Below are 14,176 nucleotides of genomic sequence, written 5' to 3' on the forward strand. Positions count from 1 at the left end.
TCATGATGAGCGACTCCTACTCAATTATTGATCGGCTGCTGCGTTTTTGTCTTGAAAAGAAGCTGATCGTGGGCCTGCTGTTTATCGGCATTATTGGTTGGGGCATATCCGTTGCTCCCTTCTCTTGGGATGTCGGCAACCTGCCGCGTAGCCCCGTACCGGTCGATGCAATCCCGGACATTGGTGAGAACCAGCAAATCGTATTCACCGAATGGATGGGGCGATCGCCGCAAGATGTAGAGGATCAGATCACCTATCCGCTGACGGTTGCGCTGCTGGGTGTTCCTGGCGTCAAAACCGTTCGCAGCTACTCCTTCTTCGGTTTCTCCACGATCTACATCATCTTCCAGGAAGATGTGGAATTTTACTGGTCGCGTAGCCGCGTTCTCGAAAAACTCAATTCGCTACCTCAAGGCACGGTGCCGGCGGATGTGCAGCCGGCCCTAGGACCTGACGCCACGGCGCTTGGACAAGTCTATTGGTACACCCTGGAAGGGCTTGATCCTGATGGCAATCCGACGGGCGGTTGGGGTTTGGAAGAGTTGCGATCAATTCAGGACTGGTACGTGCGCTACGCACTGCTCGCTGCCGAAGGGATCAGCGAGGTCGGCTCCATCGGAGGCTACGTTCAGGAGTATCAGATTGATGTGGATCCCGATGCGATGCGCGCGCACGGCATTACGCTGAACGATGTCTTTAAGGCAACGCGAGCCTCCAACCTCGATGTCGGCGCGCGAACAATTGAAGTGAATGGTGCGGAATACGTCATACGCGGCCTTGGTTTTATTGAGGATATCGAAGACGTCAAATCTATCGCGGTTGGCGTGCGCGATAACGTACCCATTCGAATGCGCGATGTCGCCAATGTGAGCAAAGGTCCGGCATTGAGGCGAGGCGCGCTCGACAAGGGTGGCGCGGAAGCCGTGGGCGGTGTCGTCGTTGTGCGCTATGGCTTCAATCCCTTAGAAGCCATCCAAAATACAAAAGACAAGATCGCTGAAATTTCGCCAGGTTTACCCGCCAAGGCGATCGTCAATTATCGAGAGACCTCCCGCGATGAACTGAGCGCATTTGCCGCTCAACAAGGCATCAATGCCTTTGCCGGGAGTGAGCTTGATCATGACGCCTGGACGGCGTGGCTGCGTGCCAACCCACAAGAATTGTGGCCGGAAGGCGTCACCCTATCCCAAGTTTCTGTCGTCCCTTTCTATGATCGCACCGGGTTGATCTATGAAACCTTGGGAACGCTCAACGATGCACTAGCGCAACAGATCTTCATCACGATCATCGTCATTCTCGTCATGGTGCTGCATTTGCGCAGTTCGATCTTGATCAGCACGTTGCTGCCCATTGCTGTGCTCATGACATTCATCGCGATGAAGCTCTTTGGTGTGTCCGCCAACATCGTCGCGCTGTCGGGAATCGCGATCGCGATCGGCACCATGGTTGATATGGGCGTGATCATCTGCGAGAACATCTTGCGGCACATGGATGAGAGTGACGGAGAGGAGCCGGCGCTTGAGATCGTATTCCGGGCGACGCGCGAGGTAGCTGGCGCGGTGCTGACCTCCGTAGCCACTACCGTCGTCAGTTTTCTGCCCGTCTTCACCATGACTGGAGCAGAGGGCAAGCTGTTCACGCCCCTTGCCTCCACCAAAACCTTTTCGCTCATTGCTGCGGTGATTGTGGCGCTCGCCATCATCCCGCCAGCCGCACAGATACTGTTTTCATCGCGGATCGATTCAGCGCGTCTGAAAAGTGTTTTCCATGTCGGTCTGGTCATAGCGGGATTGGCAATTGCTGTGCTGTGGAGCCCCCTTGCAGGGTTACTCCTGGCGGGCTTCGCAGTGGTGCAGCTGTTGACTAAGCGTCTACCGCCCTGGTTGGGAGCAAACACGCCGGCGTTAGCCAGTCTTCTGGTCGCAGGACTGGTTGCCATTCTGTTGGCTGAGGCCTGGATGCCCTTAGGCCCCGGTCGCCATAGTCTGATCAACATCGTCTTCGTGTTCCTGCTCGTCGGCGGCTTGTTGCTTGCGTTCATCGCCTATCAGCGTGTGTACCCTCGATTGCTCGCGTTCTGCCTCGAACGTAAAGCGCTTTTTCTGAGTGTACCTGTGTTGGTCACGTTGCTTGGGGTCATCTCCTGGGCCGGCTTTGATAATGCGCTGCGCTTCGCTCCTGAGGCGTTGCGCCAAACAGCGGCTTGGCAGGCTGTCGATCGCACGTTTCCAGGACTGGGCAAGGAGTTCATGCCCAACCTGGACGAAGGCTCCTTCCTTTATATGCCCACGATCATGCCGCACGCTTCAATCGGAGAGGCTCAGGATGCGCTACAGATACTCGATGAAGCCATCGGGTCTATCCCTGAGATCAGCTCAGTAGTCGGCAAGTTGGGCCGCGCCGATACGCCGCTCGATCCCGCCCCTATCTCGATGTTCGAGACAGTCATCAACTATCACCCGGAGTATCGAATCGATGCGAACGGGCGTGTCATGCGCTTTGCCTACGACCGTGACACGGAGACCTTTAAGCGCGATGCACGCGGGGAGCTCATTCCTGATAAGGACGGTCAGCCGTTTCGCAATTGGCGGGATCACATCACTTCGACCGACGACATCTGGCGAGAAATCATCGAAGCCGCTGATCTTCCAGGTACAACGTCAGCGCCGAAGCTTCAGCCGATTGCGGCTCGTATTGTCATGCTCCAAAGCGGCATGCGAGCGCCCATGGGGATCAAGGTTAAGGGCCCGAGCTTGGAGACGATTGAGGATGTTGCGCTGCAACTGGAGTCTCTACTCAAACAGGTTCCCAGTATTGAGGCGAACACGGTCACAGCGGATCGATTGGTCGGCAAGCCCTACCTAGAAATCGACCTGGATCGAGAAGCCCTAGCACGCTACGGGTTGCACATTGAAGACGCGCAGCAAGTGATTGAGGTCGCTGTCGGCGGCAAACGCATCACGAGCACGATCGAAGGGCGAGAGCGTTATCCCGTTCGCGTGCGCTACTTCCGCGAACTGCGTGATACGCCAGAAGGACTGGAAGAGATTCTGGTACCCACGCCAAGCGGCGCGCAGATTCCACTCGGGCAGCTTTCGGAGATTCGGTACAACAGAGGTCCACAAGCCATCAAGAGTGAAGACACGTTCCTGGTGGGCTATGTCGTCTTCGACAAGCGCGCCGAAGCGGCTGAAGTCGATGTGGTAGAGGACGCGCAGGCCTTCTTGCGGTCGAAGCTCGACAGTGGAGAGTTTAGTTTACCGGCCGGCGTAAGCTACACCTTTGCCGGTAACTACGAAAACCAGCTCCGCGCGCAGCAAACACTCTCGGTTGTGCTACCCATTGCGTTGCTTGTGATCTTCCTCATCCTCTACCTGCAGTTCGCATCGGTGACGACAACGCTGATCGTCTTCAGTGGGATTGCTGTGGCCTGGGCCGGTGGCTTTCTGGTCGTTTGGATGTATGGCACGAGCGGTTTCTTAGATTTCTCCGTGTTGGGGGCTAATCTCCGCGAGCTTTTCCAGGTTAGCCCTATCAATATGAGCGTCGCGATCTGGGTCGGTTTCTTGGCGCTGTTTGGGATAGCCACCGACAACGGCGTTGTCACGGCAACCTATTTGGATCAGACCCTTGCCCGGACGCCCACACGCGATGTATCGGAAATCAAAAAGCTTGTCGTGAAAGGCGCTTCTAGACGAATTCGCCCGGCATTGATGACGACCGCCACGACGTTGATTGCCCTCATCCCGGTGCTTACCTCCGAGGGGCGCGGCTCGGACATCATGGTGCCCATGGCCATACCGTCATTTGGAGGCATGTTGGTCGCGGTGATCACCACGCTCCTCGTACCCGTCTTGTATTGCGCAACAAAAGAGTACGCCGCGCGAGCTAAGGCATGACTCTCTTCCGTATCCCGTCACGCGATGAATTCGCTGCTGTGGAGCGTCTCCACGAAGAGACAAGCCCAGACAATCACAGCGTTCTTATAGGACTACTCCATAGGAGAATTTCTTTATGCTCAGAATCGTTTCGATAGTGCTTCTAACCTCTCTCATGGGAGCGTGTTCATCATCGCCGTTCTACCACAAGGTCTTCATGAGAGGGCAGATCGTTGGCGTCGACGGAGATGAGGTCGTCTTCTGCATCGGCACGGAGACCGGAGCATCGATTGGTGAAGAGTTCGTTGCTCACCGATACACCTACGAGGAAAATCAAGAGAACGGTGATTATTACGGCACGAAAGAGGTTGGTTCCGTTGAAGTTCGTGAGATCGTCAATGAGCATTTCGCCAAAGGGGTGATATCCAGTGGAGAGGTCACTAAATACGACATTCTTTTTTCTAAACAAGGGCCTTTGACTTTCTAAGTCCGATGCCGTGTTAGCGCCAGTTTTCGGCGTACAAACGACGTGTAAGTTTTTTCAATTCTACTAGGAAATTCAATATGAAAAGCATCAAATCGATCCTGATTAACCTGCTGGTTTTAATCCTCGCTGGCTGTGGCGGTACCGAGGACACGCCTTCGTCACAAGCGGTCGATGCGCAAACATCGAGCGGTATGCCAACACAAATGATGGATCACGGTGCACAGGCCATGGAAGAGTCCGTTGGATACGCCACTGGCGTGATTCGTTCTGTTGGAGATCAGGGCAACACGCTGACTATCGATCATGGACCTTTCAAGGGTGGCATCGAGATGGACGCGATGACAATGCGGTATGGCGTGTCAGAAGACGTGGATGTTTCGGCATTTACGGAAAACACCCTTGTGGCGTTTCAGGCAAAGCGTGGCAGAGACGGTTCTTATAAGATTATCGCTCTTTGCAATAGTGAAACAGAGGGTGTCGACTGCCTGGTTGACAAGATTGATGAGTAAAGTCGTAGCTTTGGCGCCCCACCGCATTTGCCACCGGGATAGCGACTCGACTCCCGGAAGTACAAGGGCTTGCGCTCGTTCGTCATCATATAAGTGTCGCCATGAGAAAGAGTAATCACTTCTACGTGCGTAAAGCGCACAGGTGGGTAAGCGTTGTTGTGGGCGTCCAGCTGCTAATGTGGACAGCAAGCGGCCTCTACTTTAGCTGGACGGATATCGACGAAATACACGGTGATCAGTTCCTGTCTACAGCACCTCAAACCACTACGCTTCGGGCTCTGATGATGCAGAACTCGGAACTTCAGGTATCCGAGTTGGCGATCAGGTTCATCGACGATCGTCCCTACCTTTGGGTAAACGGAAGCAAGCTGATAGATCCAGAAAGTGGTGAGTTACGCCCTGGCGTCTCAAGAGGAGAGGCCGAACGAATTGCTCGGCGAAATATTAAGGATGACTATGACGTGACGGGGATCTCGCTCTTGACCGAGGTAGGTTTGCACCATGAATACAGGGGCAGGCCGCTTCCCGTCTGGGCCATCACTTTTGGCGGCCCCACGAATTTGACGGCCTACGTCTCCGAGCGAGATGGCAGCTTTCAGAGAGTGAGGCATCAGTCCTGGCGCATCTTTGATTTTCTGTGGATGCTTCATACGATGGACTATCAAGGGCGCGATAACTTTAACAATCTCCTGTTACGTGTGTTTTCGCTGTTTGCGCTATTTATTGCAGTGTCCGGCTTCATCCTTTTCTATGTATCGCGAGTGGGAAGATCTCGGACTTAGAACTGCCCTTTTATCGACAATAACCAAAAAGGTTTTTATGAAATCTTTCAGAGTATCCGCTGTAGGTATCGCCAAGTTCAGTGCCCCAAATTGATAGACTCGCCCCATGAATACTTACAAGCGCCACCGATTCCCGCCTGAAATCATCTCCTACTCAGTACCCATAATGCGGGGCAGGCTCTTTGGCTCTACTACAGATTCAATCTCAGTCACCGCGACATCGAGGATCTCCTCGCGGAACGAGGTATCACGGTCAGCCGTGAAAGCATCAGGCTCTGGTACCCAAAGCACTCGCTGCGCTCATGGGGCAGGCCCCGTATAAAGTTCGGAGCTATTTATGCCCGCCGGCTGAGGCGAAAGCACCGAGGCTACGGCGATTCCTTCTTTATCGACGAAGTCTTTGTAAAGCTCAACGGCAAGCAGCATTACCTTTGGCGCCCAGTGGACCAAAATGGAGGTGTCATTGATGTGTATCTTCAGACAAAGCGAAATGGAGTTGCAGCAAAGAGGTTCTTCAAGCGTTTATTGCGGAATCATGGAGGAGAGCCCATGAAGATCGTGACCGACAAGCTACTGAGCCATGGCGTAGCTCATCGTGAGTTGATACCAGAGGCTATCCACAGCACCGAACAGTATGAGAGAAATCGGGCTGAGCAATCTCAGAGCCTGCCCCGCTTTATGGGTACGAGGCGATGAGGGTGCAAGAGCGAGGTATGCGTAAGTTCAAATCGTTGAGAGAGGCGCAACGATTCCTGGGTGTGCATGCAGCGGTTTCAAATCTATTTAATCTGGGTAGGCATATGATTACGGCTGAGCACTATAGGAGTCTCAGGATAAGTGCGTTTGAAAAATGGAGTAGAGCAGTTGCTTGAGATCACATGGCGTATTTCAGCGGCCCGCACGAGTTAAGTTGCCAAAACCCGCGCACGACCCCTGCTTGTTACCCCCCCCCCCCCAATACAGCCAGTGGAGAAGGGGTCTACACGATTCGCTACACGCTCGAGTCTTTCCTGTGCAGCAGGATGTAAAGAATCGGCAGCACGAACAGCGTCAGCAGCGTCGACGAGATGATACCGCCAATGACGACCGTGGCCAGCGGCCTCTGCACCTCTGCGCCGGTACCTGTGTTCAGCGCCATCGGCACAAAGCCAAGGCTTGCCACAAGCGCGGTCATCAGCACCGGTCGCAGGCGGATCAGAGCGCCTTCCACCACAGCAACCGCAAGATCGCCGTTCTGGCGCCATAGGTCGCGGATGAACGCCACCATCACCAGGCCATTGAGTACCGCCACGCCCGATAAGGCGATAAAGCCTACCCCAGCTGAAATCGACAACGGCATGCCCCGCAACCACAGCGCGAGGACACCACCTGTGAGTGCCAGGGGGACACCACTGAAGATAATCAACGCGTCTTTGAAAGACCCGAAGGCCATGACCAGGAGGGCTACAATAACTATCAGGGTTATGGGCACAACAATAGCCAGCCGCTGACTAGCGGATTCCAGCTGCTCGAAGGTGCCGCCATATTCCAGCCAGTATCCGGCGGGCAGATCGACTGCCAGCTGAATCTTTTCCCTGGCTTCCTCAACGAAGCCACCCAGGTCCCGGCCCCGGACGTTGGCTGTGATCACCACGCGTCGTTTACCGTTTTCCCGACTGATCTGATTAGGGCCGGGGGCCAGTTCCAGCTCCGCGACTTCAAACAGTGGTATGTAGCCGCCTCCCGGCAGTGGAACCGGTAGGTCTCCCAGGCTGTCAACATCCCGGCGAATGTCCTCGGGCAGCCGAACGACAAGCTGGAAGCGACGGTCGCCCTCATAAATCAGGCCCGCATTTTCACCGCCCACGCTAGCGGCGACCAGGTCCTGCAAATCATTCACGCTCAGTCCGAAGCGAGACAGCGCCATGCGTTTGGGGTGCACCGATAACATCGGCAGGCCGGTGACCTGCTCGACTCGTGCGTCTGCAGCACCGTCGATGGATTTCGCAACAGCAAGGACATCGTTGGCCGACGCCAGCAGCTGATCCAGATCGTCGCCAAATACCATGATGGCTAAGTCCGCGCGCACGCCGGAGATCAGTTCGTTGAATCGCATCTCGATGGGCTGAGTGAACTCATAAGTGTTGCCTGGTAGTTCCTCTATTGACGCCTTGATCTCCGCGATGAGGACATCCCTGGGCTTGTCCGGGTCGGACCATTGCTCCCGGGGTTTGAGAATCACGAAACTGTCCGCGATGTTCGGCGGCATGGGATCTGTCGCCACCTCTGGCGTGCCGATTCGCGCGAATACCTTCGCCACCTCAGGAATCCCCTTGATGCGTCCTTCAAGCTGCTGCTGCATCGCAATAGACTGCTCCAGACCGGTGCCCGGGATGCGAATGGCCTGCACCGCCATGTCACCCTCGTTGAGTTGCGGTACGAACTCCGATCCGAGGGTTGTTGCCAGCCAGAGGCAAGTTACCAGCAAGGCGCCGGCGGCGCCCAGCACCGACCAACGGAATTTCAGAGCCACTTCAAGCGCTGGGCGATAAAACCATTTGGCACTGTGGATGACCGCGCTCTCGTTCTCGCGAATCTTGCCTGTCAAAAGTATCGCGACCGCAGCGGGGACAACGGTGAGCGACAATACCATGGCAGACAGAAGGGCCATGATCACGGTAGCGGCCATGGGATGGAACATCTTCCCCTCCACACCGGTAAGGGAGAAGATGGGGATGTAAACCACGGTGATGATCGCCACCCCGAACAGACTCGGACGGATCACCTCGGTCGTAGCTTCGTACACCAGCTGCAGGCGCTCCTTCAGCGGCAGCAGCGTGCCGTTGGCCTGCTGGGCACCGGCCAGTCGCCGGATACAGTTCTCCACAATTATCACGGCACCATCGACAATCAGTCCGAAGTCCAGCGCACCCAGGCTCATCAGGTTGGCAGAAACACCCGTCCTGACCATACCAGTAATGGTGGCAAGCATCGACAAGGGAATCACCGCTGCGGTGATCAGGGCGGCCCGCAGATTGCCCAGCAACAGGAACAGCACGACGATGACGAGCAGCGCGCCTTCGAGGAGGTTCTTCTCCACCGTCGCGATGGCCTTGTCCACCAGTGTAGTGCGGTCATAAACGGTTTCCAGGCGCACACCGTCGGGCAGCGAGGAACGGATTTTTTCCAGCCGCTCAGCGATAGCCCGCGCCACGCTGCGGGAATTCTCCCCCATCAACATCATAGCGGTACCCAGCACCGTTTCCACGCCGTCACGGGTAGCAGCGCCGGTGCGCAACTCCTTACCGATGGCGACCTCGGCGACGTCTTCTATCTTTACAGGTGCGCCGCCGCGGTTCGCGACGACCAGCTGTTCAATATCGCTAAAGGTCTTCAGCTGACCGGGCGATCGCACCAGTAATTGTTGGCCATTGCGTTCGATGTACCCCGCGCCACGGTTGGCGTTATTGGCCTGTAGCGCCACCACCAAATCCTCGAGGCCGATGCCGAATTCCAGCAGTCTTCTCGGGGAGGGCGTGACGTGATACTGCTTGTCATAGCCGCCTATTGAGTTTATTTCGATCACGCCGGGCACCTGCGCCAGCTGTGGTTGGATGATCCAGTCCTGCACCTCCCTTAGCGCCGTGGCATCCCAGGGCTCGCCGTTGTCTTGGGTGGCGCCGGGCAGCGCATCTACGGTGTACATGAAAATCTCGCCCAGCCCCGTGGCAATGGGGCCCATTTCCGGCTCCAGGCCAGGTGGGAGCACGCTCTTGATCGCGCCGAGGCGCTCATTAATCAGATTACGGGCGAAATAGATATCCGTGCCTTCCTCGAACACCACGGTCACCTGGGACAAGCCATAGCGGGACAGAGAGCGGGTGTACGATAGATTGGGCAGGCCATACAGCGCCGTTTCCACCGGGAATGTGATGCGCTGCTCGGCCTCCAAGGGGGAGTAACCCGGTGCCTGGGTGTTGATCTGTACCTGGACGTTGGTGATGTCCGGCACCGCGTCGATGGGCAGGCGCTGAAAGCTCCAGACTCCGACACCGATGAGTACCAGAATGAGTGATAGCATGAGAAATCGCCTGTCCACAGAGAGGCGCACGATAGCGTCGATCATAGTGGTCTCCTCTTAGTGGGCGGCTTCTGCGCTGGATTTCTGGATGTCTGCCTTGATGAGGTAGCTGTTGTCTACTACATAGCGTTCGTCGGGAATCAGGCCGGAAAGCACTTCGGTGAGTCGGCCATCCGTGAGGCCCAATTCGACAGGTCGTACTTCAAAGACATCGCCTTTGCGAACGAACACGACCCGTGAGTCGTCAAGTGATTGCAGGGCACGGCTCTCGATCACCAGCGGCGCGTCTATGCGCTCTACCACGATACGTGCTGACACCAGTACCCCCGGTGAAAGCAGGCCTCTGGCATTCTCAATTTCAGCCCTGGCAATGACGAAAGGGGAGTTGTCACTCGACGGCACGATATGGCGGATTCTCGCCTCGTGCTGACTATGGCCGGTGTCAATGTGTACCGTTTGCCCGTTTGCGATATCGCGTCGCTGGCCCGGAAATATTTTCAGTTCCACCCAGAGAGGGTCGAGTCTGGCAACGGTAAACAGGATTTGTGCGTCTGCAAGTTCGCCCACGTTGACGTTGCGCTGGATCACGGTGCCATCGAGGGGGGATTCCACTGTGTAGGGTTGAAGGCTGTCGCTGGACTCAATAGTGGCCAGTGCGTCGCCGGCTTTGACGTCATCACCGAGCCTGGCACGAACGTTCGTGACCTGACCGGGGAACCGTGCGCGTATCTGAGTGATCCCGTCGGGATCCGGAACCAGTCGGCCGTAGGTGGCGACGACGCGCTCCAAAGTCCCTGCGCCAGCGCTTGTGCTTTGAATACCCACTTCCTTTGCGATCTGGAAAGATATTTGTGCTGCGTGTTTCGGAGCGTTATGTTGCCCTGTGGCCTCGCTTTCAGCAGCACGGAGCGGTCCTGTAGCCAGCGCACCCGAGCAGACAAGTACGAATAAAAATTGGATGGAATTCATGATAATAATCCTGTCTTTTTAACGGTCAGCGAGGGGCTGTGCCGTGAGTTGTTCGATCAGCGCTTGATTGAAAAGCGCCGTGGTGGAGGCATCGACCAGGGCTAGCTGTGCGGAGAGCAGATCCTGCTGGGCTGCGGTCCACTCCACGTAGCTGTAGCGCCCATTCTCGTAGGCTTCGCGGGTCTGGATGAGCGCCTGGGTCAGGTCGGGAAGCATCTGTTTGCGGATCTGCTCTACTGCTTCAATACTCTGCTGTCGCATGTGGTAGGCATCGAACAACCGCGAACGAAGCTTTAGCAACGCATCCGCCCGGCGGTATTCAACTTCGTTCCGCTTCGCCATCGCTGCTTTCACTTCTCCGCGATTGCGCTGCTTGGCAAACAACGGTATCGACAACCCGGCGGTCAGCGCGGTATCGCCAATACTCTCTAGACGTCGAATTCCCATCTGCCAGCGGATGTCACTCTCTGACTCACTGCGCGCCAGCTGAATCTCCGCGTCGCGCAGGCGTTTTTCGCTGGCATAGACTTCGATGGATGGGCTTTCGCTGACGCGCTGATACAGGGCTTCAAAGCTGTCGGCAGCACCGGACCGGAACAGGTCGCCCTCAAGTTTTGCAAAGCCCGGCGCGGTATCTCCCCAAAGAGATGCCAGAGCCATCTTCCGGCTCCGGTATTCCGCCTGCAGACGGGATTGTTCGATGCGACGCCTCGTTAGCGCAGCCTTGGCCCGCAGCACCTCGGCCTGCGGCGTGGCCCCTTGTTTGGCGCGATGTGCGACGATGTCATGCGTAGTCTCGGCCAGCGCGACCGCCTCTCGGGCCAGCTGGAGCTTCTCCTGCAGAGCCAAGGTCGCGACAAAGCGCTGGGTGACCTGACCCAGCACGTCGAGGGTCTCGGCCCGGCGCTCGGCCTCTACCAAGTTGAGGCGTGAATCAATTGCGCTGACGCGCGACTCACGTTTGTCCCCTAGTTCGAGGACGGATGAGAGGGACAGGGTGTATTCCGCGCTGTCTGCTCCCTGCAGATTGCCACTGCCGAGAAAATCTTCTACCTGCACACCAGCAATCAGGGCCGGATTCTGATCTGCGGTGATGCGGAGACCGTCTAGACCCTGAAATCGTGGATCAAATACCTTGAGGCCGGGATTCTGCGCCATGGTCTGCGATAGGGCCGCCGACAGCGAAAGGCCAGATCCCTGGGCGAGGGAGCCAGACGGGTGGACCGCCAGGGCAAGAATAAAAAGTGTCTGGATAACCAGGTGGCACGACATAGCGCGCCGTCCATCTTTCGATGGTAACTTGAAAAGCATAGCACTGCTCCTACGAAAAGCTAAACGACAGTTATTCCCCGGTCGGGGAAGGGTTTCGCAGGATCAGGAGATGGGAGGGCGGTACAGCGACGCTCGAACGCCAGTCGTAAAATTGGCTTGGAAATCTGCCAACAGCATCTCTATCGCCAATCCGGGGATGTTTGTGAGGTTTGCCATTAGCACCACGTGGAAACAGCTGTGGCCATGGTGGCAGTGTTCCGAATGCACCGGGTTTTTTGGGGAAGGTGTGTCGCCAGGATCGGGCTTTTCCAGCTCCGCCACGTCGTGAGGATACTCGTGATGTTGCGCCTCCGAGTAATGTTGCTGATCCACATCGGCAAGCGACATCACCGATTGGAGGGCAATTGCTAGGGAGAGCAAAATTGTGACAAAGCGCCGTGTCATACGGTAGAGCATAGCGCAATTCTACCAGCACTGAAACAAAACCAGATTGTAGTACGCGCAGAGTTTGATCCACTATCCTTTGGACAGCGCCGTTCAGCGATTTAAAGAAAAGGGAGTTCTCAAAGCGTTAGCCAAACGCATCACTTTACAGCGATAGAACTCGCTCATGCTCATCAGATTGGCATTCTTCATGGTCATTCAGCGCGGCCATGATTTTACAGGTTCCGACAACGCCACCATTGCAACCTTTGATCATCCGCTTGAGCTCGGATTCCAGAGCTTGCAATTGAATCAACCGCTTTTGGACTTCTCCTAGCTGGCCACGCGCGATACGTTCAACGTCTAAACAGTCTTGATCAGGCCGAGACTGAAGCCCCAACAGACCCTCAATGGAATCTATCGAAAAGCCAAGGTCTCTACTGTGCCTGATGAAGGAAAGCTTCTGCACCGCTTCTTCAGCATAGAGTCGCCGCCCGCTGTCGCTTCGAAGGGGCTCACTGATAAGGCCGATAGACTCGTAATAACGAATCGTCGTTATCTTTACACCAGCAAGCTTTGACAATTTTCCGATAGGCATCAGTTTCATGACACACCTCGCATTTAGGGCTTGATTCTACAGTCGCTGTAGGATTTAGACTCTCTCACATTGTCAAACTAGTCAAGGAGCCAGGTCGATGTCTGGATGCTGTGAGTCCCCACCCTTTGAAGGTGGATCTATTGGATACAAAAGAGCGCTTTGGGCAGTGATAGCGATCAATGCCGTGATGTTCGGCATCGAGATGTCTGCAGGCCTTGCCGCCAATTCTCAAGCGCTAAAGGCGGACGCTCTCGATTTCGCAGGCGACACTGTGACCTATGCGCTGAGCCTCTTAGTGATAGGCGCTGCAGTAAGGACACGCGCTCTAGCCTCGCTATTCAAGGCAGCCTCGCTTGGGGCAATGGCGTTATTCATCTTGGTACTTACCGCCATTCGCTACTTTGAGGGGGTTACCCCAGACGCGCAGACAATGGGTAGCATTGGCTTTTTGGCCTTGCTGGCGAACGTGGCGAGCGTCCTCATTCTGCTGAAGTGGCGCGATGGAGACAGCAACGTCAGATCCGTTTGGCTTTGCTCGCGGAACGACGCTATTGGCAACGTTGGCGTCATCGCAGCCGGCGGGCTGGTTGCGTGGACCGGATCAGCCTGGCCGGATCTACTGGTCGGTGCGCTGCTGGCTTGTCTGTTCCTAAGATCGTCTTCAGCTATCTTCAGTCAGGCCCTACTCGAACTACGGTCTGATCGGAAAGCCTCTGCAGAAGAACAAGAGACATGTGGATGAAACTTAAAATCCCGCCGCTAGCGCAGCTCCTTGTCTGTGTCTTGGTCGGCTACGTGGCTGGCGAATCCGTGCCACAGCTTGTCTATCATTCTAGCTCCCTTAGGGTTGTTGGTTGGGTCCTGATAGCATGCGGCGGCGTCTGCCTCGCCACTTCGGTAGTGGCGTTCATCCGAGCTAAAACCACCGTTAATCCGATGTCGCCGTCAGAAGCCAATCGATTGGTAAAGACGGGGTTGTATCGTTACTCGCGTAATCCTATGTATCTCGCTATGGCAGCCGTATTAGTCGGGTTTTCCCTCCTCCTACAAAACGTAGCGGCTTTCACTGCTCCGCTACTGTTCGTGTTGGCGATTACCTATTTACAAATCATTCCAGAAGAACAAGAGCTCGCGCGCCGCTTTGGCAAAGACTTCGAAACCTACCGTAAGAGCACTGCGAGATGGATCTAGCAAGTCC

General features: G+C 55.8%; 12 protein-coding genes. 7 read left to right on the top strand and 5 right to left on the bottom strand.

The window, feature by feature from the left end; genetic code table 11:
* Positions 1-5: 5 nt before the first annotated feature.
* From R0137_RS06120 to R0137_RS06140, 5 genes are all read left to right on the top strand, one after another.
* Positions 6-3,899 carry an efflux RND transporter permease subunit gene (locus tag R0137_RS06120; protein WP_407329353.1) on the top strand — a complete coding sequence of 1,298 codons (3,894 nt, stop codon included), beginning with the start codon at positions 6-8 and terminating at the stop codon, positions 3,897-3,899.
* A gap of 115 nt (positions 3,900-4,014) precedes the next feature.
* A complete protein-coding gene (locus R0137_RS06125; protein WP_407329354.1) occupies positions 4,015-4,365 on the top strand; it encodes a hypothetical protein in 351 nt (116 codons plus the stop codon).
* A gap of 77 nt (positions 4,366-4,442) precedes the next feature.
* Positions 4,443-4,874: a copper-binding protein gene (locus R0137_RS06130; protein ID WP_407329356.1), complete on the top strand. Its 432-nt coding sequence runs from the start codon at positions 4,443-4,445 to the stop codon at positions 4,872-4,874.
* A gap of 89 nt (positions 4,875-4,963) precedes the next feature.
* Entirely contained in the window at positions 4,964-5,656 is a 693-nt protein-coding gene (locus R0137_RS06135; RefSeq protein ID WP_407329981.1) for a PepSY domain-containing protein, read from the top strand.
* A 219-nt stretch (positions 5,657-5,875) separates the two neighbouring features.
* On the top strand, positions 5,876-6,352 hold the full coding sequence (locus tag R0137_RS06140) for a transposase (protein ID WP_407329982.1): 477 nt from the start codon (positions 5,876-5,878) through the stop codon (positions 6,350-6,352).
* A 295-nt stretch (positions 6,353-6,647) separates the two neighbouring features.
* Here R0137_RS06140 and R0137_RS06145 read toward each other — a convergent pair whose 3' ends face one another.
* The 5 genes from R0137_RS06145 to R0137_RS06165 form a co-directional block, all read right to left on the bottom strand.
* Positions 6,648-9,761, bottom strand: a complete 3,114-nt coding sequence (locus R0137_RS06145; protein WP_407329357.1) for an efflux RND transporter permease subunit — start codon at positions 9,759-9,761, stop codon at positions 6,648-6,650.
* 12 nt (positions 9,762-9,773) lie between these two features.
* Positions 9,774-10,685, bottom strand: a complete 912-nt coding sequence (locus tag R0137_RS06150; protein ID WP_407329358.1) for an efflux RND transporter periplasmic adaptor subunit — start codon at positions 10,683-10,685, stop codon at positions 9,774-9,776.
* Between the two features lie 18 nt (positions 10,686-10,703).
* Positions 10,704-11,996 (bottom strand): TolC family protein, encoded by a 1,293-nt coding sequence (locus R0137_RS06155; RefSeq protein WP_407329359.1) that lies wholly within the window; start codon positions 11,994-11,996, stop codon positions 10,704-10,706.
* 63 nt (positions 11,997-12,059) lie between these two features.
* Positions 12,060-12,413, bottom strand: a complete 354-nt coding sequence (locus R0137_RS06160) for a hypothetical protein (protein ID WP_407329360.1) — start codon at positions 12,411-12,413, stop codon at positions 12,060-12,062.
* A 133-nt stretch (positions 12,414-12,546) separates the two neighbouring features.
* Positions 12,547-12,987: a MerR family transcriptional regulator gene (locus R0137_RS06165; RefSeq protein WP_407329361.1), complete on the bottom strand. Its 441-nt coding sequence runs from the start codon at positions 12,985-12,987 to the stop codon at positions 12,547-12,549.
* Between the two features lie 88 nt (positions 12,988-13,075).
* Between R0137_RS06165 and R0137_RS06170 the strand changes: the two genes are divergently transcribed.
* Both R0137_RS06170 and R0137_RS06175 read left to right on the top strand, forming a co-directional pair.
* Complete coding sequence (locus tag R0137_RS06170) at positions 13,076-13,720, top strand: cation transporter (protein WP_407329363.1); 645 nt, start codon at positions 13,076-13,078, stop codon at positions 13,718-13,720.
* A complete protein-coding gene (locus R0137_RS06175) occupies positions 13,717-14,169 on the top strand; it encodes a methyltransferase family protein (protein WP_407329364.1) in 453 nt (150 codons plus the stop codon). The genes R0137_RS06170 and R0137_RS06175 overlap by 4 nt, the downstream gene beginning before the upstream one ends.
* Positions 14,170-14,176 lie beyond the last annotated feature (7 nt).

Origin of the sequence: Congregibacter brevis, assembly GCF_045689245.1 — a bacterium.
Lineage (GTDB): Bacteria > Pseudomonadota > Gammaproteobacteria > Pseudomonadales > Halieaceae > Congregibacter > Congregibacter brevis.